The sequence below is a fragment of the Comamonas sp. MYb69 genome (genome assembly GCF_037479315.1).
Classification (GTDB): Bacteria; Pseudomonadota; Gammaproteobacteria; order Burkholderiales; family Burkholderiaceae_C; genus Comamonas.
In genome coordinates, this window is sequence record NZ_JBBGZG010000003.1 from 111,306 (window position 1) to 138,208 (window position 26,903).

At 66.5% G+C, this 26,903-nt stretch carries 16 protein-coding genes; 13 read left to right on the plus strand and 3 right to left on the minus strand.

What is annotated here, in order from left to right; translation table 11 throughout:
* Positions 1 to 304 precede the first annotated feature (304 nt).
* The 12 genes from WH303_RS04810 to cobA all read left to right on the plus strand — a co-directional run bounded on the left by WH303_RS04810 (position 305) and on the right by cobA (position 18,052).
* Entirely contained in the window at positions 305 to 3,178 is a 2,874-nt protein-coding gene (locus tag WH303_RS04810; protein ID WP_339517228.1) for an Hsp70 family protein, read from the plus strand.
* A gap of 158 nt (positions 3,179 to 3,336) precedes the next feature.
* Positions 3,337 to 4,344, plus strand: coding sequence for a Bug family tripartite tricarboxylate transporter substrate binding protein (locus WH303_RS04815; RefSeq protein ID WP_445228262.1), 1,008 nt, complete (start codon positions 3,337 to 3,339; stop codon positions 4,342 to 4,344).
* Complete coding sequence (locus WH303_RS04820; protein ID WP_339517230.1) at positions 4,337 to 5,431, plus strand: P1 family peptidase; 1,095 nt, start codon at positions 4,337 to 4,339, stop codon at positions 5,429 to 5,431. The genes WH303_RS04815 and WH303_RS04820 overlap by 8 nt, the downstream gene beginning before the upstream one ends.
* Before the next feature lie 4 nt (positions 5,432 to 5,435).
* On the plus strand, positions 5,436 to 6,254 hold the full coding sequence (locus WH303_RS04825) for a M55 family metallopeptidase (RefSeq protein WP_339517231.1): 819 nt from the start codon (positions 5,436 to 5,438) through the stop codon (positions 6,252 to 6,254).
* A gap of 77 nt (positions 6,255 to 6,331) precedes the next feature.
* Positions 6,332 to 7,657, plus strand: coding sequence for a nitrate- and nitrite sensing domain-containing protein (locus WH303_RS04830; protein ID WP_339517232.1), 1,326 nt, complete (start codon positions 6,332 to 6,334; stop codon positions 7,655 to 7,657).
* 309 nt (positions 7,658 to 7,966) lie between these two features.
* Entirely contained in the window at positions 7,967 to 9,262 is a 1,296-nt protein-coding gene (locus tag WH303_RS04835) for a CmpA/NrtA family ABC transporter substrate-binding protein (RefSeq protein WP_339517233.1), read from the plus strand.
* 109 nt (positions 9,263 to 9,371) lie between these two features.
* Entirely contained in the window at positions 9,372 to 10,259 is an 888-nt protein-coding gene (gene ntrB / locus WH303_RS04840; protein WP_339517448.1) for a nitrate ABC transporter permease, read from the plus strand.
* Positions 10,256 to 11,089 (plus strand): ABC transporter ATP-binding protein, encoded by an 834-nt coding sequence (locus tag WH303_RS04845; protein WP_339517234.1) that lies wholly within the window; start codon positions 10,256 to 10,258, stop codon positions 11,087 to 11,089. Before ntrB ends, WH303_RS04845 begins: the two co-directional genes overlap by 4 nt.
* Positions 11,090 to 11,394: 305 nt before the next feature.
* Entirely contained in the window at positions 11,395 to 13,887 is a 2,493-nt protein-coding gene (gene nirB, locus WH303_RS04850; protein ID WP_339517235.1) for a nitrite reductase large subunit NirB, read from the plus strand.
* A gap of 23 nt (positions 13,888 to 13,910) precedes the next feature.
* On the plus strand, positions 13,911 to 14,339 hold the full coding sequence (gene nirD / locus WH303_RS04855) for a nitrite reductase small subunit NirD (RefSeq protein ID WP_339517236.1): 429 nt from the start codon (positions 13,911 to 13,913) through the stop codon (positions 14,337 to 14,339).
* A gap of 24 nt (positions 14,340 to 14,363) precedes the next feature.
* Positions 14,364 to 17,225 (plus strand): nitrate reductase, encoded by a 2,862-nt coding sequence (locus WH303_RS04860; protein WP_339517237.1) that lies wholly within the window; start codon positions 14,364 to 14,366, stop codon positions 17,223 to 17,225.
* Between the two features lie 20 nt (positions 17,226 to 17,245).
* Complete coding sequence (gene cobA / locus WH303_RS04865; RefSeq protein ID WP_339517238.1) at positions 17,246 to 18,052, plus strand: uroporphyrinogen-III C-methyltransferase; 807 nt, start codon at positions 17,246 to 17,248, stop codon at positions 18,050 to 18,052.
* Positions 18,053 to 18,925: 873 nt separating this feature from the next.
* Here the strand turns inward: cobA and WH303_RS04870 are convergent.
* The 3 genes from WH303_RS04870 to WH303_RS04880 all read right to left on the minus strand — a co-directional run bounded on the left by WH303_RS04870 (position 18,926) and on the right by WH303_RS04880 (position 24,321).
* Entirely contained in the window at positions 18,926 to 19,414 is a 489-nt protein-coding gene (locus WH303_RS04870; RefSeq protein WP_339517239.1) for a CreA family protein, read from the minus strand.
* A 64-nt stretch (positions 19,415 to 19,478) separates the two neighbouring features.
* On the minus strand, positions 19,479 to 22,061 hold the full coding sequence (gene cphA / locus WH303_RS04875) for a cyanophycin synthetase (RefSeq protein WP_339517240.1): 2,583 nt from the start codon (positions 22,059 to 22,061) through the stop codon (positions 19,479 to 19,481).
* 79 nt (positions 22,062 to 22,140) lie between these two features.
* Complete coding sequence (locus WH303_RS04880; RefSeq protein ID WP_339517241.1) at positions 22,141 to 24,321, minus strand: cyanophycin synthetase; 2,181 nt, start codon at positions 24,319 to 24,321, stop codon at positions 22,141 to 22,143.
* Positions 24,322 to 24,545: 224 nt separating this feature from the next.
* Between WH303_RS04880 and WH303_RS04885 the strand changes: the two genes are divergently transcribed.
* Complete coding sequence (locus WH303_RS04885) at positions 24,546 to 26,894, plus strand: cyanophycin metabolism-associated ABC transporter (RefSeq protein WP_339517242.1); 2,349 nt, start codon at positions 24,546 to 24,548, stop codon at positions 26,892 to 26,894.
* The last annotated feature ends 9 nt before the right edge of the window (positions 26,895 to 26,903 follow it).

Below are 26,903 nucleotides of genomic sequence, written 5' to 3' on the forward strand. Positions count from 1 at the left end.
TAGCTGGCATAGTTGTTCATGGAGTATGACCGACCGCTATGCGGTTGATGGATAAGTCTGTTGTGGGTCGTTCAGAGACCGTCAGAAGCAACCCATAGGGCTACGGGGATTGAGCCCCCACGCCATCAGCCTTCACCGCACCGATCTCCGCCTCTCTCTGTGCGGCCCCCGTGGCGGCACATCCCGATCCGCGCCCATCCCATGAGCCAGGGTTCTGCAGAGGCCCCCAGGTCTTTGCAGGAATTGTTACGATTCGCCTACCCGGCAGGCCTTTGCCGGGTGTTGCCGTCTCGCTTGGCCGTTTATGAATTCTTCGTCTCTCTCCTATGTCATTGGTATCGATCTGGGCACCAGCCACACGGTGGTGGCCTATGCACCACTGACGGGGGAGGGGGACGAGATTGCGCTGCTGGCCATTCCCCAGCGCAGCAGTGCCGGAGAGATACAGGCCCAAACGCTATTGCCCTCGGTGCGCTACCAGGCCGCAGCGGGCGAGCTGGGTGATGCCTGGCAGCAGCCCTGGCCGCCGCAAGGCGCGAGCGATGCAGCGCCTGCTGTGGTGGGCCGCTGGGCCCGGGATTTGGGCACGGCGGTGCCTAGCCGCCTGGTGGCCAGTGCCAAAAGCTGGCTGTCGCACACGGGGGTGGACCGCAGCGCGGCCATCCTGCCCTGGGGCGCGGGTGACGAGGTCGCCAAAATCTCGCCGCTGGCGGCATCGGCCTCGTACCTGGCCCATGTCAAGGCGGCCTGGGAGCAGGCGCATCCAGAGGCGCCGCTGGGCGCCCAGATCGTGGTGCTGACGGTGCCGGCCTCGTTTGACGAGGGCGCGCGCGCATTGACCTTGGAGGCCGCCCAGCTGGCGGGCCTGCCCCAGGTGCATTTGCTTGAAGAGCCCAAGGCCGCTTTCCACGACTGGCTGGTGCTGCAGGGTGAGCAGCTGGCCGCACGGCTGGCCGATAGCCGGCTGGTGCTGGTGGTCGATGTGGGCGGTGGCACGACCGATCTGACCTTGATCCAGGTCGAGCCCGCCGCCGATGGCGGCCTGCCCAGCCTGACGCGCACGGCCGTGGGCGAGCACCTGATGCTGGGCGGCGACAACATGGACCTGGCCCTGGCGCATCAGCTCGAACCCCAGTTTGCACCCGAGGGCCAGCGTCTGCCCGCTGCCCGTTTTGCGCAGCTGGTGCAGCGCTGCCGTATCGCCAAGGAGCAGTTGCTGGCAGCCGATGCGCCCGAGCAAGTGGCGGTGACGCTGCTGGGTGGCGGCAGCCGCCTGCTGGCCCAAAGCAAGACCGCCCACCTGAGCCGCACCCAGGTGCAGCAATGGGTGGTCGAAGGATTTTTGCCGCTGGCCGAGCGCAGCGCGGTGCCCAGCAAACGCCAGGGCGCCTTGCGCGGCTTTGGCCTGCCCTACCCGGCCGATGCGGCCATTACGCGGCATCTGGCGCAGTTCTTGGCGCAGCATACGGACAACGGGGGCGCGCAAGCGCTGCCCGATACCGTGCTGCTCAATGGCGGCGTGTTCCATGCGCATGCGGTGGTGGAGCGGCTGACGCAGCAGCTGTCAGCCTGGCGCGGCGCGCCGGTGCGCGTGCTGCACAACCCGCACCCCGACTGGGCCGTGGCCCGGGGCGCGGCCGCCTATGGCCTGACCCGTTTTGCGCCTGAGCCTGAGCCCGCCGCAGCGCTACCCGCAGCGGCTGATGCAGCAGCGCCACCTGCGGCCAGCCTGCGCAGCCGTTTGCCGCAGATTGGCGGCGGCTCGGCCCGCAGTTACTGGCTGCTGCTGCCCGGCGCCCAAGGCGCAGCGCCCCAGGGCCTGTGCCTGCTGCCACGCGGCACGCAGGAAGGGGTGCGGATTGTTTTATCGGGCCGGCGCTTTGCACTCAAGCTTGGGCAGGCGGTGCGCTTTGACCTGCTGGCCAACAGCCTGCCCAGCCTGCCGGCCCAGGCCGGGCAACTGGCGCCTCTGCAGGGGGACGGTTGGGTAGAGCTGCCACCGCTCGCCACCGTGCTGCCCGCGCCCGAAGGCCAGCACAAGGCCCAGATCGAGGTGCAGCTGCAAGCCAGCATGACCGAAGTCGGCACCTTGGAGGTGCGCTGCCTGGCCGTCGATGACCCCCGCCAATCCTGGCTGCTGCCGCTCAGCCTGCGCGGCGCCGTGCAGGCAACGGATGACAGCGCGCCCACCAATGACAGTGCCGACGATGCGCGGGCCAGTGCGCGCCGGGAGCAGGCGATTGCGCAGATCGACCGCATTTTTGGCAACCAGGCGCAGGCGGTGGACGCCAAGGAAGTGCGCCAACTGCGCCAGGTGCTCGAGCGGCTCTTGGGCCCGCGCACGAGCTGGGACCTGGCCCTGCTGCGGGCCATGTTTGATGCGCTGCTTGCGCGTGCCAAGCGCCGCCGCCGCACGCCCGAGCACGAACGCGCTTGGCTGAACCTGGCCGGCTGGTGCCTGCGCCCGGGCCTGGGCGCGCAGCTCGATGCCTGGCGCGTGGAGCAGGTCTGGGCGCTGTACCCGCAAGGCCTGGGCCATGGCAAGGATCCGGGCAACTGGACCGAGTGGTGGGTGTTCTGGCGCCGCGTGGCTGCCGGGCTGAATGAAGCGCAGCAGATGGAGCTGCTCGAAGATGTGGCCGGCCACATGCAAAAGGCCGTGCAGCAAACCGCCCGCAAGCGCGGCGATGGCAGTGGCGGCAAGAGTAGCCATGGCAGCTATGACGACATGCTGCGCCTGTTTGCCGCGATGGAGGCCGTCCCCTGGCAGTACCGCCAGGAGATGGGCCAGTGGATGCTGCAGCGCTTGAAGCGCGAGGGCGAAACCGTGCAGACCTGGTGGGCCATCGGCCGCCTGGCCGCCCGCCAGCCAATGGCCGCCAATGCACACTTGGTGATGCCGCCTGCCGCTGCCCAGGAATTTGTACAGGCCACCCTGGCCCAGGACTGGCGCCGCAACGAGACCGCCATGTTTGCGGCGCTGCAGATGGCCCGCATGACCGGCGACCGCGCCCGCGACCTGCCCGATGCGCTGCGCACGGACGTGCTGGACAAGATGCGCAGCAGCGGCGCGCCCGAGCGCTGGATCGCGATGGTGAGCCAGGTGGTGGAGATGGACGCCGAAGACCAGCAACGCAGTCTGGGCGACAGCCTGCCGCCGGGGCTGGTGCTGCTGTAAACAGCTGCGACGCCCCGTATTTGGGCGCTGGCCTCTGCTGCAATCGCGATGCGTGGGCGCGCCTGGCGCGGCATTCTACCCCCCGGCCAGTGCAACAATGGCGGCTGTGCCGCGCGGGACTGCCGGCGCTGGGCCTTTTTCCAGGAGATATTGCAATGATGTTTGACACGACCCGCTCTTCAGCTTTCTTGCCGCGCCGCGCCGCGCTGGGTACGGCGCTGGCCGTAGTGCTGGCGGGCGGCGTGCTACCCCAGGCCTGGGCACAAGCCAGCACCGCCAACTGGCCCAGCAAGCCCATCACCTTTGTGGTGCCCCAGGCACCCGGTGGTGCCAATGATGTGATCGCCCGTGCGGTGGCGCAGGGCCTGGGCCAGTCGCTGGGGCAGCCGGTGATTGTGGAGAACCGGGCAGGGGCCAATGGCAATGTGGGCACCAGCCAGGTGGCGCGCAGCGCGGCCGATGGCTACACCTTTTTGGTCACGGCGCAGAGCGCCTATACGATCAATCCGGCGCTTTACAGCTCGGTGCCGTTTGACCCGATCAAGGATTTCACGCCGGTGATGCAGCTGGCAGTCGCCCCGTATTTGCTGGTGGTTAACCCGAACTTTCCGGCCAAGAACCTCGATGAGCTGGTGGCCTATGCCAAGCAGCACCCGGGCAAGGTGGAGTACGCATCGGCCGGAAATGGCACCTTGAACCATTTGCTGGGCGAGATGCTGAAAAAGCAAAAGGGTGTGGACCTGCTGCATGTGCCCTACAAGGGCGCCTCGGCCGCTGCCACCGATGTGGTGGCCGGCCAGCTGCCGATGACCTTTGGCAGCTTTCCCGGCGTGATGCCCTTTGTCACTAGCGGCAAGCTGCGGGTGCTGGGCGTGGCCTCGGACAAGCCGACCCAGTTGGCGCCAGAGATCGTGCCGCTGGGCAAGGGCCTGGCTGTTACCAGCTGGTATGGCCTGTTTGCGCCGGCCGGCACGCCCGAGACCGTCGTCGTGCGCCTGCATGCCGCCATCACCAAGGTGCTGGCCACACCGGTGATGGCCGAGCGCCTGAAGACCTTGGGCGCCGAATCGGTGGTGTCGAAGCCGCAAAGCTTCAAGGCCAGCCTGCCGGCCGAGCTGGCCTACTGGAAGCAGGTGGTGCAGGACTCGGGAGCGCACATTGACTGAGCCCCAAGACACGGCGCTGCTGGCCGCCTGCAGGCAATTGCCGGTCGTCGGCCTGCTGCCTGCGGGCCCGCGCAATGCCATCACCGATGTGGCGGGGCTGCGCCTGGGGCATTGCACGCTGGCTGATGGCGATCTGCAGACGGGGGTCACGGTGCTGATCCCGCCGCTGGACAACCCCTTTATGCACAAGCTGCCTGCGGGCCTGGCCGTTATCAATGGCTTTGGCAAAAGCGCCGGCCTGGTGCAACTGTCCGAGCTGGGCCAGATTGAAACGCCGATTGCACTGACCAATACCTTTGGCGTCTCTGCCGTCGTGCAGGCGCAGATTGCGCAATGCATTGCCGCCAACCCCGAATGCGGCCGCAGCCTGCCGACGGTGAATGCGCTGGTGCTGGAATGCAATGATGGTTACCTGAGCGATATCCAGCGCATGGCCATTGGCCCGGCGCACTACCAGGCGGCGCTGGACAGCGCCTCGACCGACGTGGTGCAGGGCGCCGTGGGCGCGGGCCGGGGCATGTCGAGCTTCCAGCTCAAGGGCGGCATCGGCAGCGCATCGCGCCTGGTAGCACTGGGCGACGAGCGCTATACCGTCGGCGCGCTGGTGCTGGCCAATATGGGCAAGCTGGCCGATCTGCGCTGGGGCGGCCAGGCCGTGGGCGCGGCGCTGGAGCGGCGTCTGCAGGCCAAGCTGGCGGCGGGGGTACCAGCTGCCAGCACAGCGGGCGACGGCGTCGACAAGGGCAGCATCATCATGCTGCTGGCCACCGATGCGCCGTTGGACAGCCGCCAGCTCAGCCGCGTGGCGCGCCGTGCCGCTGCCGGTCTGGCCAATACGGGATCGTGCTACGGCCATGGCAGCGGCGATATTGCGCTGGCGTTCTCGACCGCCTACAGCCTGCCGGCCGATGCGGCCACGCCGATGCCAGCGCTGGCGATGCTGCATGAGGCGCAGCTGGACCCGCTGTTCCGCGCGGCGGCCGATGCGGTGGAGCAATCGATTTTGAATGCGCTGTGGCATGCCCAGAGCGTGCAAGGGCGCGACGGCCACCAGCGCTGGGGGCTGCAAGAACTGTGCAAGGACTGAGGCGATGAAAGTACTGATTTCTGTCGATATCGAAGGCGTGGCCGGTGTCTACCACCCTGAGCAGGTGCGTGCGGGCAACCCCGAGTATGAGCGCGCGCGCCGCCTGATGGCCCAGGAGGCCAATGCCGCCGTCGAAGGCGCTTTTGCCGCTGGCGCGCTCGAGGTCTATGTCAACGATTCGCATGGCGGCTTTCGCAATATGCCGCCCGATCTGCTCGATGCGCGCGCCCAGGTCATCCAGGGCAAACCGCGCTACCTGAGCATGGTCGCTGGCGTGGAGCTGGGGGTGGATGCGGTCTGCATGGTCGGCTACCACTCGCGCGCGCAGGGCCGGGGCATTCTGGCCCACACCATCAACAGCTTTGCCTTTGCCAGCATCCATATCAATGGGCAGGAGGCCAGCGAGGCCAGCCTCTACGGCGCCTTGGCAGGCGCCTATGGCGCGCCGGTGGTGATGCTGGCCGGTGACGATGTGCTGCGCGAGGAGAACCAGGCGATCTTCCCGCAGGCGGTGTTTGTGCAGACCAAGCGCGCCACCGGCCAGGGCAGCGGCATCAGCCTCTCGCCCGAGCAGGCGCAAAAAGCCATCCGCGCCGGGGTGGAGCAGGGCCTGGCCGGGCGCGGGCGCTGCCAGCCACTGCACACCGCCAGCCCGGTGCAGGTGCAGATTGCGGCCACCTCGCCCGGCATGGCCGATCTGTTCTGCCAGTGGCCGACGCTGGAGCGGGTCGATGGCCGCACCGTGCGTTTCAGCGCGCCGGACATTGAATCGGCGGTGCGCATGACCAATTGCCTCTCGGCCATGTCCAGCATGCTGCGCTGAGCGGCCTGCGGCCATACCCAGGCTGGCATGGCATGAAACCTGCTGGGTAGAGCGCTCAACATCGGTGGTGCGCGTTTATGAAGTCTTCCCTGCATTTTCTGGTCGCTGCCCGCCAGCATGAGATGGCCGCGCTGGAGCAGCTGGGCAAGGCCTGCTCGCTGGTGGTGGCGATGTCGGGCCTGGTGCATGCGCTGCAAAAAGAGCGCGGGCTGTCGAACATGGTGCTGGCCAGTGGCGGCGCTCAGGGCGCCGAGCTATTGGCACCCCAGCGGCTGCTGGCGGATGCGCAGATCGCCAATGTGCGCGATGAGCTCGATCGCCTGGGCCCGCACCCCTCCGGCGGCAGCGGCGCGCGGCTGTGCAATGCGATTGCCTATACCTTGCAAGGCGTGACGGCGCTGCCTGCGCTGCGCGCCCAGGTGCAGGCCGGGCGGCTCACGCCCCCTGCTTGTACCGACGCCTTTGCGCGCCTGATTGCCGGCTGTCTGTCCGTCGTGTTTGAGGCGGCCGACAGCGCCAACGAGCCCGAGATATCGCGCATGCTGGTGTCCCTGTTTCATCTGATGCAGGGCAAGGAGCTGGCCGGGCAGGAGCGCGCCTGCGGCACCAGCGCCTTTGCCTCGGGCCAGCTGCAGCCCAGTGCCCGGGCGCAGTGGCTGCATTTGATCGAATCGCAGGAGCGCTGTTTTGAGGTGTTTGCCAGCCTGGCGACGCCGCGCGTGCTGGTGCTGTGGCAGGCCCATATGGCGGGCGATACCGACATGGCGGCGGTGGAGCGCATGCGCCGTGTGGCCCATACCGCGAGCGGAGCGAGCCTGAGCCGCAGCTGGAGCGCCGACTGGTTTGCCGCCTGCAGCCACCGGCTCGATGCCTTGCATGGCGTGGAGACCTTGGTCGCGCAGGAGCTGCAGGTGCTGTGCCTGCACAAGCTGCAGGCGCAGGAGCAAGCGCTGGCGGCCTTGCAGGCGTTGCCACCGGGTGCTGAACCTGCCCAAGAGGGCGTAAAGGGCGCAGAGGGCGCCGAGGGCAGCGAAGGCGGTATGGCCTTTTTTGAGGCCTCGGCGCCGCCCGATACCTGGTCGCTCGATGCCGTGGGCGCGCCGGCGCTGGGGCGCGATATCCTGTCGCTGGTGCAGCAGCAATCGCAGCGGCTGCAGACCATGCAAACCCAGATTGATGAAGCCAGGACGGCCCTGCATGAGCGCAAGACCCTGGAGCGCGCCAAGGGCCTGCTGATGGCCCAGCACCAGCTCAGCGAGAGCGATGCCTACCAGCTGCTGCGCCAGACGGCGATGAACCAGAACAAGCGCATGCTGGAGGTGGCCGAGGCCGTGCTGGCAATGGCGGCCTTGGTGCCCCAAGCGCCTGCAGCCCCTGCAGCCCCTGCTGCAACTGAGCGCTAGCAGCTTTCCCCCCGCGCACCAAAGCATGGCAGCCGCTGGCCCGCAGGCTGCTGCAATGCACCATTGCAGGGACGCGGGCCGCTGTGTAGTGCCCGCCCAGGTCGGCTCTCTAGAGGGACGCGCTGCAATTTTTGAATTGGCATGGAATATGCATTGATCTCCTCAACCAGGCCAAAGGCGGCCTGTTTCCGGTAATCGCGAGTTATTTCGGGACAACGGCGTCCCTTTCCTGATGGTGCAAGCCCTCAGCGAAAGGACGCCGTTTTTTGTTTTTGGAATCTGCAACGCCTTCGATGGAGTTTGACAAGAATGACGATACGCCCCACCCCTGACACCGCCCCGGCGGCAGAGGCTTCGCCCGCTTCTTCGCCGCTGGCCGGCCGCCGCCAGTTCTTGCGCCATGGCGCCCAGGCAGCTGCCGCCACCTTTGTCTACAGCGCGCTGGGCCACCAGGGCGTCTGGGCCGCCGGCTCGGATGCGCCGGAGAAAAAAGAGGTCAACATTGGCTTTATCCCGCTGACCGACTGCGCCAGCGTGGTGATGGCCTCGGTGCTGGGCCTGGACCAAAAGTACGGCGTCAAGATCACGCCGACCAAGGAAGCGAGCTGGGCCGGCGTGCGCGACAAGCTGGTCAATGGCGACCTGGACTTTGCCCATGTGCTCTACGGCCTGGTCTACGGCGTGCAGCTGGGCGTGGGCAGCCCGCAAAAGGACATGGCGGTGCTGATGACGCTCAACCGCAATGGCCAGGCGATTACCTTGTCCAAAAAGCTGGCCGACAAGGGCGCCGTCGATGCGGCGTCGCTGGCCAAGCTGATGGGCGCGGAAAAGCGCGAATACACCTTTGCGCAGACCTTTCCGACCGGCACCCATGCGATGTGGCTGTACTACTGGCTGGCGAGCGCGGGCATCCACCCGCTCAAGGATGCGAAAGTGATCACCGTGCCGCCGCCGCAGATGGTGGCCAATATGCGCGTGGGCAATATGGATGGCTTTTGCGTGGGCGAGCCCTGGGGCCATCGCGCGATCATGGATGGCATTGGCATCACGGCCGTCACCACCCAGGACATCTGGCGTGACCACCCGGAAAAGGTGCTGGGCTGCACGCAGGACTTTGTCAGCCGCCACCCCAACACCGCGCGCGCCGTGACCATGGCCATCCTGGAGGCGGGCCGCTGGATTGATGCCAGCTTGCAGAACAAGCAGAAGATGGCCGAGACCATTGCCGGCAAGGCCTATGTGAACACCAGCGTCGATGCCATCAACCAGCGCATTCTGGGCCGCTACCAAAATGGCCTGGGCAAGACCTGGGACGACCCTAACCACATGAAGTTCTTTGCCGATGGCGAGGCCAGCTACCCCTATCTGTCCGATGGCATGTGGTTCCTGACCCAGCACAAGCGCTGGGGTTTGCTCAAGAGCCACCCCGACTACCTGGCCGTTGCCAAGAAGATCAACCAGACCGCCCTGTACAAGGAAGCGGCTGCGCAGCTGAAGATCGCCGTGCCCAAGTCGGACATGCGCAGCAGCCAGCTGATCGACGGCAAGGTCTGGGATGGCTCGGACCCCGCCAAGTACGCCGACAGCTTTGCCCTCAAGGCCTGATAAGGAGCACCCCATGCCAGCTGCATTGCGAGAGAGTGTGTCGTCCTTGCCGACACCGGCCACGGCCCCGGCCTTGGCTGAACGCAAGGTGTTGTCCATCCATGAGCACATGGCGCGCAGCCTGCCCACTGCTGGGCTGGCTGCGACGGCCGAGCCATCAGCGCCATCCGGGCCTGCTGCTGCGGCCCCGCGCGATCTGGCTGCCGCCTGGCAGCAGCGCTTTGGCGCGCTGGTGCAAAGCCTGCTGCCGCCCGTGCTGGGCTTTGGCCTGCTGCTGGTGCTGTGGTCCATCATCGCCCAGGGCAACCCCGGCATTCCGGGCCCGCAGGAGACCTGGACCCAGGCGCAGGAGATTTTTCGCGATCCCTTCTACCGCAACGGCCCCAATGACCAGGGCGTGGGCTGGAACGTGCTGGCCTCGTTGCAGCGGGTGAGCATCGGCTTTGGCCTGGCGGCACTGGTCGGCATTCCGCTGGGCTTTGTCATTGGCCGCTTTGACTTTCTCTCGCGCATGTTCAACCCGGTGATCAGCCTGCTGCGCCCGGTATCGCCCCTGGCCTGGCTGCCGATTGGCCTGCTGGTGTTCAAGGGCGCGAACCCGGCGGCGATCTGGACCATCTTCATCTGCTCGATCTGGCCGATGGTGATCAACACGGCCGTCGGCGTGCAGCGCGTGCCGCAGGACTATATGAATGTGGCGCGGGTGCTGAACCTCAGTGAATGGAAGATTGCCACCACCATCCTCTTCCCCGCCGTGCTGCCCTATATGCTGACGGGCGTGCGCCTGGCCGTCGGCACCGCCTGGCTGGTGATCGTTGCTGCCGAGATGCTGACCGGTGGCGTGGGCATTGGCTTTTGGGTCTGGGACGAGTGGAACAACCTCAATGTCAAGAACATCATCATTGCGATCTTTGTCATCGGCCTGGTCGGCCTGCTGCTGGAATGGGCGCTGATCCGCCTGGCTTCGGCATTCACTTTTGAGGAGGTCAAGGCATGACGCCCAACACGCTCAACATCCCCGCCACGCCCCAGGGCAAGTACATCGAGATCCAGCAGGTGGCGCAAAGCTTCAAGACCGCCAAGGGCCTGTTCCAGGCGCTGCAGGGCATCAACCTGGAGATTGCCCAGGGCGAGTTTGTCAGCCTGATCGGCCACTCGGGCTGCGGCAAATCGACCTTGCTGAACCTGATTGCCGGCCTCACCAGCCCCAGCGAGGGCACCTTGCTCTGCGCCAACCGCGAGATCAAGGGGCCGGGGCCGCAGCGCGCCGTGGTATTCCAGAATCATTCGCTGCTGCCCTGGCTCACCTGCTGGGCGAATGTGCACCTGGCGGTGGAGCGGGTGTTTGGCGCGCGCGAGCGCAAGGCCCAGCTCGCCGCCCGCACCGATGCCGCGCTGGCGCTGGTGGGCCTCACGCATGCAGCGCACAAGCGCCCCGGCGAGATCTCGGGCGGCATGAAGCAGCGCGTGGGCATTGCCCGGGCGCTGTCGATGGAGCCCCAGGTGCTGCTGATGGACGAGCCCTTTGGCGCGTTGGATGCACTCACGCGCGCCAAGCTGCAGGACGAGCTGCTGGAGATCGTTGCGCGCACGCGCAGCACCGTGGTCATGGTGACCCATGATGTCGATGAGGCCGTGCTGCTGTCCGACAAGATCGTGATGATGACCAATGGGCCGGCTGCGACGATTGGCGAGGTGCTGCCGGTACCACTGGCCCGCCCGCGCAACCGGGTGGCCTTGGCCGAGGATGCGCAGTACCAGGCCTGCCGCAAGGCGGTGATCGACTTTCTCTACACCCGCCAGGCCCATGTGGAGAAGGTGGCCTGATAAAGCCTACTTAGCTAGCAACAGGCGCTTCATAGGGAGCGCCTTTTTTGTGCACGCAAATGAGGCAGGGCGGCGCCAGTGTGGCACCGAGGCAGCACAAAAAATGTGCACAGGCGATGCGCGGCTGCGGGTTCGCGTCGACAGCCAACTTGGTATGGAACTTGCATAGCTCTTGGCGTGGCCATGGCGGCCACCGGGTGGTGGTGCACAGTGGCGCTACCGTCCAAAGACAAAGACGTCTAAGCGCGCATGCCTGGCATGCGGCGCCTAGACGTCTTTTTTTTGTGCTGCCCACGGGAAATGCTATGAAAAAAATCAAGTTGGTCATGGTTGGCAACGGTATGGCGGGTGTGCGTGCGCTCGAAGAGCTGCTGGCGCTGGCGCCGGATCTGTACGAGATAACGGTATTTGGTGCAGAGCCCCACCCCAACTACAACCGCATCCTGCTGTCGCCGGTGCTGGCGGGCGAGCAGACCCTGGATGACATCGTGCTCAACGACTGGCGCTGGTACGAGACGCATGGCGTGCGCCTGCATGCCGGCTGCACGGTGCATGCGGTAGACCGCGCCCGCCGCGTGGTGCATGCCCGCAATGCCGATGGCGAAGCGGTGACGGCCGACTACGACCGGCTGATTCTGGCAACGGGCTCCAACCCCTTCATGCTGCCCATTGCCGGCAAGGAGCTGCAAGGCGTGCTGGCCTACCGCGATATTGCCGATACCCAGGCGATGATCGATGCGGCCCGGCACTGGCGCCATGCGGTGGTCATTGGCGGCGGCCTGCTGGGGCTGGAGGCGGCCAACGGCCTGATGAAGCGCGGCATGCAGGTGGCAGTGGTGCATGCCGGCGAGTGGCTGATGGAGCGGCAGTTGGATGACCAGGCCGGGCAGCTGCTGAAGAAATCGCTGATCGAGCGGGGCATGCAGTTCTTCATGCAGGCGCAGACGCAGGAGCTGCTGGGCAATGCTGAAGGCCGGGTGCGTGCGCTGCGCTTTGCCGATGGCCGCGAGATCGAGGCCGATCTGGTGGTGATGGCCGTCGGCATCCGCCCCAACACGGCGCTGGCCGAGGCCATGCACGTGCATGTGAACCGGGGCATCGTCGTCAGCGACACCATGCAGACCATCACCGACCCGCGCATCTATGCGGTGGGCGAGTGCGCCGCGCACCGGGGCATTGCCTATGGCTTGGTGGCGCCTTTGTTTGAGCAGGGCAAGGTGCTGGCCAACCACCTGGCCGAGATGGGCATTGGCCGCTACCAGGGCTCGCTCACCTCCACCAAGCTCAAGGTCACCGGCATCGATCTGTTCTCGGCCGGCGATTTCCAGGGTGGGGAGGGCACCGAGCAGATCGTGCTGAGCGACCCCTACTCGGGCGTCTACAAAAAGCTGGTGATCAAGGAAGACCGGCTGGTGGGCGCGTGCCTGTATGGCGACACGGTTGATGGCAGCTGGTACTTCAAGCTGCTGCGCGAAGGGCGCAGCGTGGCCGATATCCGCGACAAGCTGATGTTTGGCGAATCCAACCTGGGCGATGCCGGCCACCAGGGCCAGAACAAGGCCGCCGCGCTGGCCGATGCCGACGAGGTCTGCGGCTGCAATGGCGTGAGCAAGGGCGCCATCTGCAAGGCCATCAAGGACAAGGGTTTGTTCACCCTGGATGACGTGCGCAAGCACACCAAGGCCAGCGCCAGCTGCGGCTCCTGCACCGGCCTCGTAGAGCAGATCATCATGTTCACCGTTGGTGGCGACTATTCGGCATCGCCCAAGACCAAGCCGATGTGCAGCTGCACGGAGCACGGCCACCAGGCGGTGCGCGATGCGATCCGCGAGCAGCGGCTGCTGACGACCGACAGCGTCTTCCGCTTCATGGAGTGGAAGACACCTAACGGCTGCGCCAGCTGCCGCCCGGCCATCAACTACTACCTGATCAGCACCTGGCCCAAGGAGGCGCGCGATGACCCGCAAAGCCGCTTTATCAACGAGCGCAGCCACGCCAATATCCAAAAGGATGGCACCTACAGCGTGATCCCGCGCATGTGGGGGGGAGAGACCACGGCCGCCGAGCTGCGCCGCATTGCCGATGTGGTGGACAAGTACCAGATCCCCACCGTGAAGGTGACCGGCGGCCAGCGCATTGACCTGCTGGGCGTGAAAAAGGAAGACCTGCAAGGCGTGTGGAACGACATAGGCATGCCCTGCGGCCATGCCTATGCCAAGGCGCTGCGCACCGTCAAGACCTGTGTGGGCAGCGAGTGGTGCCGCATGGGCACGCAGGACAGCACGCAGATGGGCAAGGACCTCGAACGCGCGATGTGGCGCATGTATGCGCCGCACAAGGTGAAGTTTGCCGTCAGCGGCTGCCCGCGCAACTGTGCCGAATCGGGCATCAAGGACGTGGGCATTATCGGCGTGGATTCGGGCTGGGAGATGTACATCGCCGGCAATGGCGGCATCAAGACCGAGGTGGCGCACTTTCTCACCAAGCTCAAGACTGCCGAGGAAGTGCTGGAGTACACCGGCGCCTTCATGCAGCTCTACCGGCTGGAGGGCTGGTACCTGGAGCGCACGGTGCACTACGTGAGCCGCGTGGGGCTCGACCATGTCAAGCGCCGCATTCTGGACGATACAGCTGGCCGCCAGGCGCTCTGGGCCCAGCTGCAGCAGGCGCTCGACGGCGAGCCCGACCCCTGGTTCGAGACCGACAAGGCGGCGGTGGACCTGCGCCAGTTCCAGCCCCTGCAGGCACTACCCGCGCTGCCGTCCCTTTCTGCTCCCCTCACCACCGCCGGCGCATGATGCCGCGCCGCCAGGAGACCGACATGAATGAATGGATCACCATCTGCGCCATCGATGAGATTCCGGTGCTGGGCGCCCGCCGCGTGGCCCGCGCCCAGGGCCTGGATGTGGCGGTGTTCCGCACCGCCAGCGGCGAGGTGTTTGCGCTGCTGGACCGCTGCCCGCACAAGGGCGGGCCCTTGTCGCAAGGCCTGGTGTTTGGCAGCAGCGTGGCCTGCCCCTTGCACAACTGGACGATTGCGCTGGCCACCGGCGAGGCCGCAGCCCCCGATGAGGGCTGCACCCCGCGCTTTGCGGTGCGGCTGGAGGGCAGCGCGGTGCAGCTGCGCGCCGATGAGCTGGCCGGGCATGCGCTGGCGCAGACCCGGCCTGTGGCCGGGCCGGTGGGCCTGGGGCGCTGCGGTTCTGCGGCTTCGAGCTGCAGCCCATCGCCATCCACGGCGGCCGCCTGAGGCCGCACACCGGAGCGAGCCGCCATGCCCGAGACCCGATCCACCTGCCCCTATTGCGGCGTGGGCTGCGGCGTGATCATCACGTCCGACGGCCAGCAGATCACCGCCGTGCGCGGCGACCCGGCGCACCCCGCCAACCAGGGCAAGCTCTGCACCAAGGGCAGCAGCCTGCACCTGACAGCAGCGCCCGCGCTGGCGCGGCAAAGCCGCTTGTTGCAGCCGATGCAGCGCCTGCAGCGCCGCGCCGCGCCCGAGGCCCGCAGCTGGGACACGGCGCTGGACAGCCTGGCCGCCCACTTGCTGCAGATCCGCGCCGACCATGGCCCCGATGCGCTGGGCTTTTACCTGAGCGGCCAGCTGCTGACCGAGGACTACTACGTGTTCAACAAGCTGGTCAAGGGCTTGCTGGGCACGAACAACCTGGACACCAACTCGCGCCTGTGCATGAGCAGCGCGGTGGCCGGCTACAAGGCCACCCTGGGGGCGGATGCACCACCGGCCTGCTACGAAGACATCGACCTGGCCGGCTGCCTGTTCATCAGCGGCAGCAATATGGCCTGGGCGCATCCGATCCTGTTCCGGCGCGTGGAAGAGGCCAAGGCGTGCCACCCCGAGCGCAAGATCATCGTTGTCGACCCGCGCCGCACCGAGACCGCCGAGCTGGCCGATCTGCACCTGGCGCTGCAGCCGGGCACCGATGTGATGCTCTGCCATGGCCTCTTGCACATCATGCTGGCCCAGGGCTGGGCCGATGCGGACTTTATCGATGCGCACACCAGCGGCTTTGCGCAGCTGCATGCGATCGTGCGTGAGGCGACGCCGGAGAGGGTGGCCCAGGTCTGCGGCCTGGCGCTGGCCGACCTGTACCTGGCCGCCCAATGGCTGGCCTGGGGCGGGGCCGATGCGCCGGGCACCAACAGCGAGCGCCTGCCCACGCTCAGCCTGTACTGCCAGGGGCTCAACCAAAGCAGCAGCGGCACGGCCAACAATGCGGCACTGATCAACCTGCACCTGGCCACCGGCCAGATCGGCAAGCCGGGCGCCGGCCCCTTGTCCTTGACCGGCCAGCCCAATGCGATGGGCGGGCGCGAGGTCGGCGGCCTGTCCAACCTGCTCAGCGCCCACCGCGACATGGCCAACCCGCAGCACCGGGCCGAGGTGGCCCAGCTGTGGGGCGTAGATGCCGTGCCGGCGCTGCCGGGCAAGTCGGCGCTGGAGATGTTCGAAGCAGCGGCCGATGGCCAGATCAAGGCGCTGTGGATTGCCTGCACCAACCCGGCGCAGAGCCTGCCCGAGCAGGCCATGGTGCGCCGGGCGCTGGAGCGGGCTGAGCTGGTGGTGGTGCAGGAGGCCTTTGCCCAGACCGAGACGACGGCCTATGCCGACTGGCTGCTGCCCGCCACCACCTGGGGCGAGAAGCTGGGCACGGTCACCAACAGCGAGCGGCGCATATCGCGGGTGCGCGCGGCGGTGGCCGCGCCCGGCCAGGCGCGCCATGATTGGCAGATTGGCGTGCAGCTGGCCCAGCGGCTGGAGCGCCATCTGCGCCCCGGCCGCCCCAGCCTGTTTGCCTACGACACCGGGCAGGCCGAGCGCGGCTGCGAAGCCATCTGGATGGAGCACCGCGACAGCACACGCGGGCGCGACCTGGACATCACGGGCCTGAGCTGGGCGCTGCTGGAAGCGCAAGGCCCGCAGCAGTGGCCGCTGCCCAGCGGCGCGGCCCAAGGGCGCCAGCGCCTCTACAGCGATGGCCAGTTTGCCACCGGCGATGGCCGCGCCCGCTTTGATGCCCAGCCCTGGAAGCCGGTCGCGGTGCCGCGCGATGCGCAGTTCCCCTTCAGCCTCAACACGAGCCGGCTGCGCGACCAGTGGCATGGCATGAGCCGCACCGGTCAGCTCGGCCGCCTGTTTGCCCAGGCGAGCGAGCCCAGCGTGCAAGCCCACCCGCAGGACATGCGCCGGCTGCAACTGCAAGACGGCGACCTGGTGCAGCTGCACAGCCGCTACGGCAGCCTGGTGCTGCCGGTGCAAGCCGATGCCGGCCTACAGCCCGCGCAGCTGAATCTGCCGATGCACTGGGGCAGCATGCATCTGAGCGGCAGCACGGTGGACGGCCAACGCCTGGCAGGGGTGAATGCACTGACCACGCCCGAGCGCTGCCCGCGCTCCAAGCAGCCCGAGTTGAAGCATGTGGCGGTGCAGCTGGAAAAAGCCGAGCTGCCCTGGCAGTGCCTGGGCATGGCCTGGCTCGATGACCAGCAGGTGCTGGCCACGCGCCAGGCGCTGGCGGCCTTGATGGGCGAGTTCGACTTTGGCAGCAGCGTGCTGTTTGGCCGGGCCGTGCCGCTCGATGGCGCTGCCGGCCAGGGGCGCAATGGTGTGCAGTTCCGCGCTGCCGCGCGCCAAGCGCCGCCCGCGGCCTTGCTGGCGCGTTTGCAGCAGCTGCTGCAGCTCGATGGCCCGCAGACCCTGCGCTATGCCGACGCCCAGCGCCAGTGCAGCCGCGCCATCACCATGGGCGAGCAGGCGGGCGATCCGGTGCTGCAGGCCTTCTTGCTCTGTGGCGATGCCAGTGCTGGCCAGTGGCTGGCGCCGGTGCTGCGCGATGAGCAATCCACCCGCAGCTTTGGCCGCCTGCTGCTGTCCTCGGGCAGCCAGGCACCTGCCGCTTTACCCCCCCGTGCGCGCCAGGTCTGCGCCTGCATGAATGTGGACGAGGCTGCGATTGGCGAGGCCCTGGCCCGCATCGACGGCGCGCCGGAGCAGCGCCTGGTGCAGCTCAAAAACGCGCTGGGCTGCGGCACACGCTGCGGCTCTTGCATTCCCCAACTCAAGCAGCTGGTGCAGCGCGTAGCCCCTGTCGCGCTCGCGCCCTCTGTCTGATGCTTTTGAAAGGTCTTGCCATGCATGCCATTGCCACCACCCCCTTCGCTGCCGGCCGCTGCTACTTGGTAGGCGCCGGCCCGGGCGACCCCGAGCTGCTGACCCTGCGCGCCTGGCGCGCGATCCAGGCCGCCACCTTGCTGCTGGTCGACGACCTGGTCTCCGCCGACATCGTGGCGCTGGCGCCCGCTGCCACCCGCACCATCTATGTGGGCAAGCGCGGCGGCCGGGCCAGCACTTCGCAGGCCTTTATTGAAAAGCTGATGGTGATGGCCGCCCGCCAGGGTGAGACGGTGGTGCGCCTCAAGGGGGGCGACCCCTTTATCTTTGGCCGGGGCGGCGAGGAGGTCGCCCACCTGCAGGCCCAGGGTGTGCAGGTGGAAGTCATCAACGGCATCACTTCCGGCCTGGCCGCCGCGACCAGCCTGGGTGTGCCACTGACCCACCGCGACTACGCCCATGGCGTGGTCTTTGTGACCGGCCATGCCAAGCCCGGTGGCGCGCCTTTGGATTGGTGCCAGCTGGGCGCTACGGCTGAGGCCTTGTCGCTCAGCCTGGTGGTGTACATGGGGGTGGCGGCGGCGCCTTTGATCGAGGCGGGCTTGCTGGCCGGTGGCCTGGCGCCGGATACGCCGGTGGCCTTGGTGCAGAACGCCAGTTTGCCGAGTCAGCGGTCGGTGTTGACGTCTTTGGCTTGCTTGGTGAGTTGTTTGCAGGGGAGTGGGTTGGGGAGTCCTTGCATGATGGTCATCGGGAAGGTGGCTGGGTTGGCGGATGCTAGTTTGTTGTGGCAAGGGCTGGTGGAGCCTTTGGAGCGGCAGGCTTGATTTTGTTTGCTGTTTAGTTTTGAGCAGCGCCTTTTAATTTGCTCTGTTTACTACTGGCGTAGGGCGGCTGGCCGGGTCTCGCCCCGGCGGGCGAGGTACTTTTCTTGCTCAGCCAAGAAAAGTACCCAAAAGAAGGCTGCCCCTGCTGACTGCGTCCCTTCGCTGCGCTGCGGGCAACCTGTGGTGCTCGGGTATGGGCTGCACCGCGAAACTCACTACGCGCTTTGCGCTGCGTTCGGACAGACGCGGTGAGTCAGTTCACAAAGCAGTTGCACTCTGCGGTGCAACTGCCCAGCCCATACCCTGTGCTCCTCGGCGCATTCAGAAGGGGACTGAGCAGACGCAGGCCATCGCTACGCTCGGCCTGTTCGGGGGGGCCGAGCGCAGCGATGGCCTATTGGTATTTGGCTGTTGGGGTGTTCGCATTCCCCTTTTGCTTGCGCCTGGGGCGTGGTGTTTGTGGGGTGGGGGGGGGGGGGGGGGGGGGGGGGGCGGGGGGGGGGGTGGGTGGGGGGGGGGGGGGGGGGGGGCGGGGGGGGGGGGGGGTGGGGGGGGCGCCGGGCCCCCCCCCGCGCCCCCCCGCTTCGTGAACTAGCTTGCCGCGTCTGTCCGAACGGAGCGCCTTTGGCGCGTAGAGAGTTTCGCGGCACACCCCGCAAACGCCACGACACAGGTTGCCCTTCGCAAAGCGAAGGGTCGCAAGCAGCAGGGGCGACCTTCTTTTGGGTACTTTTCTTCGGCCGGCGATCCGGGGTCGCCAAGAAAAGTACCTCGCCCGCCGGGGCGAGACCCGGCCAGCTGCCCTACGCCAGTAGAAAACAGCGCAATTTAAGAAGCGCAGCCGTAGCGGCGATCAGCGCAAAGGAAGAGCGGTCACTTCACCGGAATAACCGTAGAAGCAGGCACCGCCACCGCCGTCACACTGTTCTGCGGCGAGCCCTCAATCACCTTGTCCGAATACGTCATATACACCAAAGTATTCCGCGCCGCATCCACCATGCGCACCACCCGCAAACGCTTGAACAGCAGCGAGGTCCGCTCGCTGAACACCTCTTCCTGCTGCTTCAGAGGCTTGTCGATGCTGATCGGCCCGGCCTGCACACAGGCAATCGAGGCCTCCGAGCGGTCTTCTGCCAGGCCCAGCGCGCCCTTGACGCCGCCCGTGCGGGCGCGGGAGACATAGCAGGTCACCCCCTTGACCAAAGGGTCGTCATAGGCCTCGACAACGATCTTGTGGTCGGGGCCGATGAACTTGAACACCGTGTCCACCGAGCCGATGGTGTCCGGTTGGGCCCAGGCGGCGGTGGCGGCCAGGCAGCCTGCGGCGACGAGGGTGCGGCGCCAGGAAGAGGTGGTCAGCATGGAGGGCGTCCGAAAAGGAGAGAGGGCTGCACCGGCGCGCTGGCCGGTGCATGCGGGGGCTGGATCAGGCCTGGGCGGCGGCCTGGGCCACGTGGCGCTGCAGGTGCTCCAGCGCTTCTTCGACCTGGTCGACCAGCACCAGGCAGAGGTCGCCCGGTTGCAGGCGTGCGAGCGCGTGGTCGATGGCGATGAACTCGCCGTGGATATCGGTCACGTAGCTGGTGCGGCTGGCGCCTTGCAGGCCTTGGCGCAGCAGCGCGATGACTTCGCCGTCGGCGCGGCCGCGCTGGGCGGCATCCTGGTAGAGGATGACGTCGTCGAAGGCCTCGCCCAGCATCTCGGTCTGCACGCGGATGTCTTCGTCGCGGCGGTCACCGGCGCCGCTGATGACCACGCTGCGCTTGTTGGCGGGCATGGCTTCCACGGCCTGGATCAGTGCGCGGATGGCGTCCGGGTTGTGGCCGTAGTCGGCAATGATGGTCGCACCCCGGTAGTCCATCACATTGAAGCGGCCCGGGGCGTTGTCGCTGTCGTTGACAAAGCCGGCCAGGCCTCGGCGGATGGTCTGCCAGGGCAGGCCGGCGGCCCAGGCGGCGCCAATCGAGGCCATGACGTTCTCGACCTGGAAGGTGATCGCGCCATTGCGGGTGATCGGGATCTCGCGCAGCGGGATCGACTCGCGCCAGGAGCCTTCGGCGGCCACGATGCTGTCGCCGTCGACATAGACCACGCGGCTGCCTTGGGCGCGGTGCGTGGCCATCACGGGGTGGTGGCGGTCGGCGGCAAAGAAGATCACCTTGCCGGGGCAGACATGGGCCATCGCGGCGACCAGCGGGTCGGCGGCGTTGAGCACCGCATAGCCGGTGGGGGCGACGTTCTGCACGATCACGCGCTTCAAGACACCCACATCTTCCTTGGTGGTGATGAAGTTCAGACCCAGGTGGTCGCCTTCGCCGACGTTGGTGACCACGGCCACCTGGCAGCGGTCAAAACCCAGGCCCTCGCGCAGAATGCCGCCGCGTGCGCATTCGAGCACGGCGGCATCGGTCTCGGGGTGGGCCAGGGCGTTGCGCGCGCTGCGCGGGCCCGAGCAATCGCCGCTGTCGATCTGGCGGCCGTTGACGTAGACGCCATCGGTATTGGTCATCGCGGTGCGCCAGCCGTGCGAGGTGAACAGATGGGCGATGACACGGGTGGTCGTGGTCTTGCCGTTGGTGCCGGTCACGGCAACGAGCGGAATGCGGCCGTCGTTGCCGGCGCTGAACATCTCGTCGACCATGGGCACGCCGACATGGCGGGGCTTGCCGAACGAGGGCGCCAGGTGCATGCGCAGGCCAGGGGCGGCGTTGACTTCGACAATGCCGCCACTTTGCTCTTCGAGCGGCTTGAGCATGGTCTCGCAGACCACGTCCACGCCGCAGATGTGCAGGCCAATGGTCTGGGCCGCTTCGATCGCGCGGGCGGCGATTTCGGGGTGCACGTCATCGGTCACATCGGTGGCGCTGCCGCCGGTGGACAGGTTGGCATTGTTGCGCAGCACCACGCGCTGGCCTTGGCCGGGCACGCTGTCGGGGGTCATGCCTTCGCTGGCAATGCGGGCGATGGCGATGTCGTCCAGGCGGATCTTGGTGAGCGCGGTGCCGTGGCCGGTGCCCCGGCGTGGGTCCTGGTTGACCAGGTTCACCAGCTCGCGGATGGTGTGCTGGCCGTCGCCCAGCACCTGGGGCGGCTCGCGGCGGGCAGCAGCGACCAGTTGGCCGCCCACCACGAGCAGGCGGAAGTCGTGGCCGGGCAAAAAGCGCTCGACCATGATCTCGTCGCCAAATTCGCTGGCGGTCTTGTAGGCCGCTTCCAGGCCTTCGCGGGTCGTGATGTTGACCACTACGCCCTTGCCCTGGTTGCCATCCTGGGGCTTGACCACGACGGGCAGGCCCACTTCCAAGGCCACTTCCCAGGCCTCGTTCACATCGGCGACAGGGCGGCCCATGGGCACGGGCACGCCGGCGGCATGCAGCAGGCGCTTGGTCAGGTCCTTGTCCTGCGCAATGGATTCGGCCACAGCGCTGGTCGAATCAATCTCGGCCGCCTGGAAGCGGCGCGCCTTGGAGCCCCAGCCCAGCTGCACCAGCGAGCCGCTGGTCAGACGGCGAAACGGGATGCCCCGGGCGACGGCGGCGTCCACAATCGCGCCGGTCGAGGGGCCAATGCGCTCGTCTTCATCCAACTCGCGCAGCGCGGCAATGGCGGCGTCGGCATCAAAGGGGCTGTCGTTCAAGGTGGCCTGGATCAGCGCTTCGGCCTTTTCCATCGCCAGCTTGCCCACCGCCTCTTCGGTGTATTCGACAACGACCTGGTAGGTACCGGGCTCGGTCGTTACATGGGTGCGGCTGAAGGTGACCGGGCAGCCGGCTTGTGCCTGCAGCGACAGCGCAGCGATTTCGAGCACATGGGCGAGCGACAGCGCCTGGTCGGCGCCATGGGGCTGCAGCGGGGCGATATTGGGGAAGCGCGCACGCAGTTTTTCTTCAAAACCGGGGATGGTGCTGTAGCGCTGTTCGCTGTCTTCACAGCGCACGATGGTCTCGATGGCGGTGCTGCGGGTCCAGAGGTTGGGGCCACGCAAGGCACGGGTGCGGGAGAGCTGCATAGTGTTTCTTTCAGATGGAGGGCCCGCTGAATCAGCGGGCCGTGCATGCTTGTCGTCGTGGAGATCCGTGTCCGGCGTATCAGGCGTTGTACTCGAAGGTCTTGATACCGGCGCCGATCAGATCGGGGGTGATATCCAGCGCCCAGGCCGTGGCGATGGCGGCAAGCAGGGCCGAGGTGTCGGGCTTCTTGCCGCCCGGCAGGCTCAGCGCATCGAGGGTGCCCAGTACGCGCTCTTGCGCGCCGGTGGCCAGCACCACATTGTTGCCCTTGATGAGAACGGCGCGGCCGCCTTCGTGCTGGGCTTCGGTGTTGGCGCGGTGGGCGGCCACAGCCTCGTTGTTCGCATCGGTGGTGTAGAGCACCACTTCGCCGTCGCAGAGCTCGGCCAGGTCGGCCACTTCGGGCAGGTCGGCGTTGAGCACGCCAGCGCCTTCGTCCAGCACCACATCGATCTGGGTGCGCATCACGCGGCGCATCTGGCCGGCTTCGAGCACATCGTGGTCGGGCAGCGATTCGAAGCCCTGCATGTCGGTCACGACACCGACCAGGCAGCGGTCATAGGCCAGGCCTTCTTCCAGAATGGAGCGGGCTGTCGTCTGGATCACCGCCGCTTGCGCCAGGCGGTTGGTGAGCAGGCGGTGCGCACCGGCCCAGTTGGCGGTATTGGTCTTCTGGGTCTGGCGGTTGGACAGGAACATGCCCTCATCGCTGGCCACACCGGTGAGCTTGCCCGACAGCTGCAGCAGCCAGCCTACGAGGCGCGCGATGAACGCATTGTTCTGCGTGCCGACAATGCCGACGATCGGGATGCGGCCTGCGCCGGCACCTTCTTCGCGCGGGAAGAGGTGGTCGGCAATGGCCATGCCCACCGGGCGCGGCGCGCCACTGGTGGGCTTGAGGTGCATCAACAGGCCCGGGCCAGCGTTGACTTCGAGAATCGCGCCCTGGCCTTGCATCGGCTGGGAGACGTCCTTCAGGATCATGTCCATGCCGGCGATGTCCAGGCCGACGATCTTGGCCGCCAGCACCGCGTAGTAGGCCACATCCGGGTGCACATCATCGAGGCAATCAATGGCCATGTTGCCATTGCGTTGCAGCAGCACGCCCTGGCCTTGCGGAATGACCGAATCGGGCGTGACATGCTGGCGGTTGAGTTCGAGCTTGACGGCGCCGGCCTCGAGCTTGATCCAGTCGAGCGGGTACTCCTGCTCGGGGCCCCGGCGGGGGTCTTCATTGAGCACAGCCACCAGCTCGCGCAAGGTGGCCTTGCCATTGCCGTAGACGCTGACGGTCTCGCCCTTGGTGGCCGCGACCACCTTGTCGCCCACCACCAGCAGGCGGTGCTCGACGCCATCGATGAACTTCTCGACGATGACATCCGAGCCTTCGGGCTGGGCCAGCGCAAACGCGGCCTTGATATCGGCCTCTTGCGACAGCTCCAAGGTCACGCCCCGGGCGTGGTTGCCGTCAGACGGCTTGACGGTGACGGGGAAGCCGATGTCCTGGGCGACTTCCCAGGCTTCTTCGGCGGTGGCCACGATCTGGCCTTCGGGCACCGGCACGCCGCAGGCGGTCAGCAGGCGCTTGGTGAAATCCTTGTCCTGGGCAATGCCTTCGGCAATCGCGCTGGTCTGGTCGGACTCGGCCGTCCAGATGCGGCGCTGCGCAGCGCCATAGCCCAGCTGCACCAGGTTGCCATCGTTGAGGCGGATATGGGGAATGCGGCGCTCGCTGGCGGCATCGACGATGCAGCCAGTCGAGGGGCCGAGGTAGCGGTCATTGATCGCCGTCTTGATTGCATGGACCGCCGGCTTGATGTCGTAGGGCTCGTCGTTGATCGCGGCCATCAGCAGCTGGTGGCCATGCTCCAGCGCGACGCGGGCCACGGCCTCTTCGGGGCAGCGGAACACCATGCGGTAGACGCCGCGCTTGGAGATCTCGCGCGTCTGGCCAAATTCGGCCGGCATGCCCGCCAGGTTCAGCAGCTCGATGATCACGTGCTCCATCACATGGCCCATCCAGGTGCCGCCTTCGAGGCGCTGGATAAAGCCGCCGCGTTCACCGACGCCGCAGGTGTGCTCGATCAGGTCGGGCAGCCAGGTGGTGAGGCGCTCGTTCAGCCCGGGGATCTTGTTCGAGGGATAGTCCTCCAGCTCTCCAAGGTCCAGCCAGACCTCCAATACGGGGCGGTAAGTCCAGACGCTGGGGCCGCGCAAAAAGGTAGTGCGCAAGAGTTGGATGGTATTGAATTTCGCCATATCGATCAACGGATAAACATAAGTAACAATTCCGGGGGGAATCGCCGTAGATGGGAAAGCATTGTGCGCCCAAATGAGGCAGATTAATCGCTGTCAGCCTATTGGGCATGTCAGACGTTAAAGACAGATGAGGGCGGGGCGACCCATGCCGCCGTTCGCCACAATAATATGCGGTTGTTCACCGGACCACTGCCACCGCCCCGTGCGGAGAGAAAAAACGCCTTATGCAACATCTTCATTCCGCGGACGCGTCAGCATTCTTTGCGGGTCCGCTAGGAACCCAATTGCGAGCCAAGCTCAACACCCTGGAAAACGTGCTTGCCGTCACTCCCGTTGACCTGACCTCGGATTTGCGCTTCGGCAGCGGCCAGGTGGTGCTGACCTCGGAGCGCCTTCTGGCCTTTGATCCCGATGCCCAGCAGTGGAGTGAGTGGGTACTATCAACGGATTTGAGCCTGCGTTTTTTTGACCATGGCGGCGTGGGCAGCCTGGAGCTGCATGACAGCGCGCAGCGCCTGGGCCTGTGGCGCATCACCCTGAGCCACCAGACGGCGGTGCTGGGCTTGATGCAGCAGTTCGAGCGCCAACGTGAGCGCTTGCTGCGCAACGAGGCCTACCAGGTGGTCGAGGACGAGCGCTCGCTCTGCCCGGTCTGCGGCAGTGTGCTGCCCCCCGACAGCGAAGAATGCCCGGCCTGTGCCCGCCAGCAGAATGCACCGACCTCGAGCTGGGTGCTGCTGCGCCTGTGGCGCTTTGCCAAACCCTACAAAATGCAATTGTTGTTGGGTTTCGTCCTGACGCTCTGCACCACGGCCGCCCAGCTGGTGGCGCCGTACCTGACGATTCCGCTGATGGACAAGATCCTGATCCCGTTCCAGAACGGCGAGAAGATCGATGCGGGCTTGGTGCGTTTCTACCTGGGCGCGCTGCTGATTTCGGCACTGATCGCCTGGCTGCTGGGCTGGGCGCGCACCTTTGTGCTGGCGCGCGTCTCCGAGCGCATCGGCGCCAACCTGCGCACCACCACTTACAACCACCTGCTCAAGCTGTCGCTCGATTTTTACGGCAGCAAGCGCACCGGTGACCTGATGGCCCGTATCGGCGCCGAAACCGACCGCATCAACCTGTTTCTCTCGCTCAACGCGCTGGATTTTGCGACCGATGTGCTGATGATCGTGATGACCTCGGCGATCCTGTTCTCGATCAACCCCTGGCTGGCCCTGGTGACCCTGGTGCCGCTGCCCTTCATCGCCTGGATGATCCACACCGTGCGCGACAAGCTGCGCACCGGCTTCGAGAAGATCGACCGCGTCTGGTCCGAAGTGACCAATGTGCTGGCTGACACGATTCCCGGTATCCGCGTCGTCAAGGCCTTTGCCCAAGAGCAGCGCGAGGCCGACCGTTTTGCTGCCGCCAACCAGGTCAACCTCGAAGCCAATGACCGGGTCAACAAGACCTGGTCGCTGTTCACCCCCACGGTCACCTTGCTGACCGAAATCGGCCTGTTGATCGTCTGGGCCTTTGGTATCTACCTGGTGGCGGGTGGCTCGATCACCGTCGGTGTGCTGACCGCCTTCATCGCCTACATCGGCCGCTTCTACACGCGTCTCGATTCGATGAGCCGCATTGTGTCGGTCACGCAAAAGGCCGCTGCCGGCGCCAAGCGCATCTTTGACATCCTCGACCATGTGAGCAACGTGCCCGACCCGGTCAACCCGGTCAAGCTGGGCAAGGTGCAGGGCTCCATCACGATGGAGAACGTCGGTTTCCGCTATGGCAGCCGCACCGTCATCAAGGACCTGAACCTGCAGATCCGCCCCGGCGAGATGATTGGCCTGGTGGGCCACAGCGGCTCGGGCAAAAGCACCCTGGTCAACTTGATCAGCCGTTTCTACGACGTGACCGATGGCTCGATCCAGCTCGATGGCGTCGATGTGCGCCGCATCGCCGTGTCCGACTACCGCAGCAATATCGGCCTGGTGCTGCAGGAGCCCTTCCTGTTCTTTGGCACCATTGCCGAGAACATTGCCTACGGCAAGCCCGATGCGACACGCGAAGAGATTGTGGCCGCTGCCCGCGCCGCCCATGCGCATGAGTTCATCCTGCGCCTGCCCCATGGCTATGACTCGCTGGTCGGCGAGCGCGGCCAGGGCCTGTCCGGCGGTGAGCGCCAGCGCATCTCGATTGCGCGCGCGCTGCTGATCGACCCACGCATCCTGATCCTGGACGAGGCGACCTCGGCCGTCGATACCGAGACTGAAAAGGAAATCCAGCGGGCGCTGGATAACCTGGTGCAAGGCCGCACCACTATTGCGATTGCCCACCGCCTCTCGACCCTGCGCAAGGCCGACCGCCTGGTGGTGATGGACCGCGGCGAGATTGTCGAAGTCGGATCGCATGATGCGCTGATGGCCCAGGAAGGCGCCTACTGGCGCTTGTACATGGCGCAGGCGCGCCGCGCCGAGGAAGATGCCGAAGCCGCTGGCGTGGTCACCGCGCGCGCTGCGGGCGTGACCTATGACATGCAGCCCCTGCCCAAGTCCCATGTGGACGGGTCCGATGACAACCGCTGATCAGCAGCC

Coding starts and splice junctions, on each gene's coding strand:
- WH303_RS04810 (WP_339517228.1), top strand. CDS start 305: ATGAATTCTTCGTCTCTCTCCTATGTCATTGGTATCGATCTGGGCACC.
- WH303_RS04815 (WP_445228262.1), top strand. CDS start 3,337: ATGTTTGACACGACCCGCTCTTCAGCTTTCTTGCCGCGCCGCGCCGCG.
- WH303_RS04825 (WP_339517231.1), top strand. CDS start 5,436: ATGAAAGTACTGATTTCTGTCGATATCGAAGGCGTGGCCGGTGTCTAC.
- WH303_RS04830 (WP_339517232.1), top strand. CDS start 6,332: ATGAAGTCTTCCCTGCATTTTCTGGTCGCTGCCCGCCAGCATGAGATG.
- WH303_RS04835 (WP_339517233.1), top strand. CDS start 7,967: ATGACGATACGCCCCACCCCTGACACCGCCCCGGCGGCAGAGGCTTCG.
- ntrB (WP_339517448.1), top strand. CDS start 9,372: ATGGCGCGCAGCCTGCCCACTGCTGGGCTGGCTGCGACGGCCGAGCCA.
- WH303_RS04845 (WP_339517234.1), top strand. CDS start 10,256: ATGACGCCCAACACGCTCAACATCCCCGCCACGCCCCAGGGCAAGTAC.
- nirB (WP_339517235.1), top strand. CDS start 11,395: ATGAAAAAAATCAAGTTGGTCATGGTTGGCAACGGTATGGCGGGTGTG.
- nirD (WP_339517236.1), top strand. CDS start 13,911: ATGAATGAATGGATCACCATCTGCGCCATCGATGAGATTCCGGTGCTG.
- WH303_RS04860 (WP_339517237.1), top strand. CDS start 14,364: ATGCCCGAGACCCGATCCACCTGCCCCTATTGCGGCGTGGGCTGCGGC.
- cobA (WP_339517238.1), top strand. CDS start 17,246: ATGCATGCCATTGCCACCACCCCCTTCGCTGCCGGCCGCTGCTACTTG.
- WH303_RS04870 (WP_339517239.1), bottom strand. CDS start 19,414: ATGCTGACCACCTCTTCCTGGCGCCGCACCCTCGTCGCCGCAGGCTGC.
- cphA (WP_339517240.1), bottom strand. CDS start 22,061: ATGCAGCTCTCCCGCACCCGTGCCTTGCGTGGCCCCAACCTCTGGACC.
- WH303_RS04880 (WP_339517241.1), bottom strand. CDS start 24,321: ATGGCGAAATTCAATACCATCCAACTCTTGCGCACTACCTTTTTGCGC.
- WH303_RS04885 (WP_339517242.1), top strand. CDS start 24,546: ATGCAACATCTTCATTCCGCGGACGCGTCAGCATTCTTTGCGGGTCCG.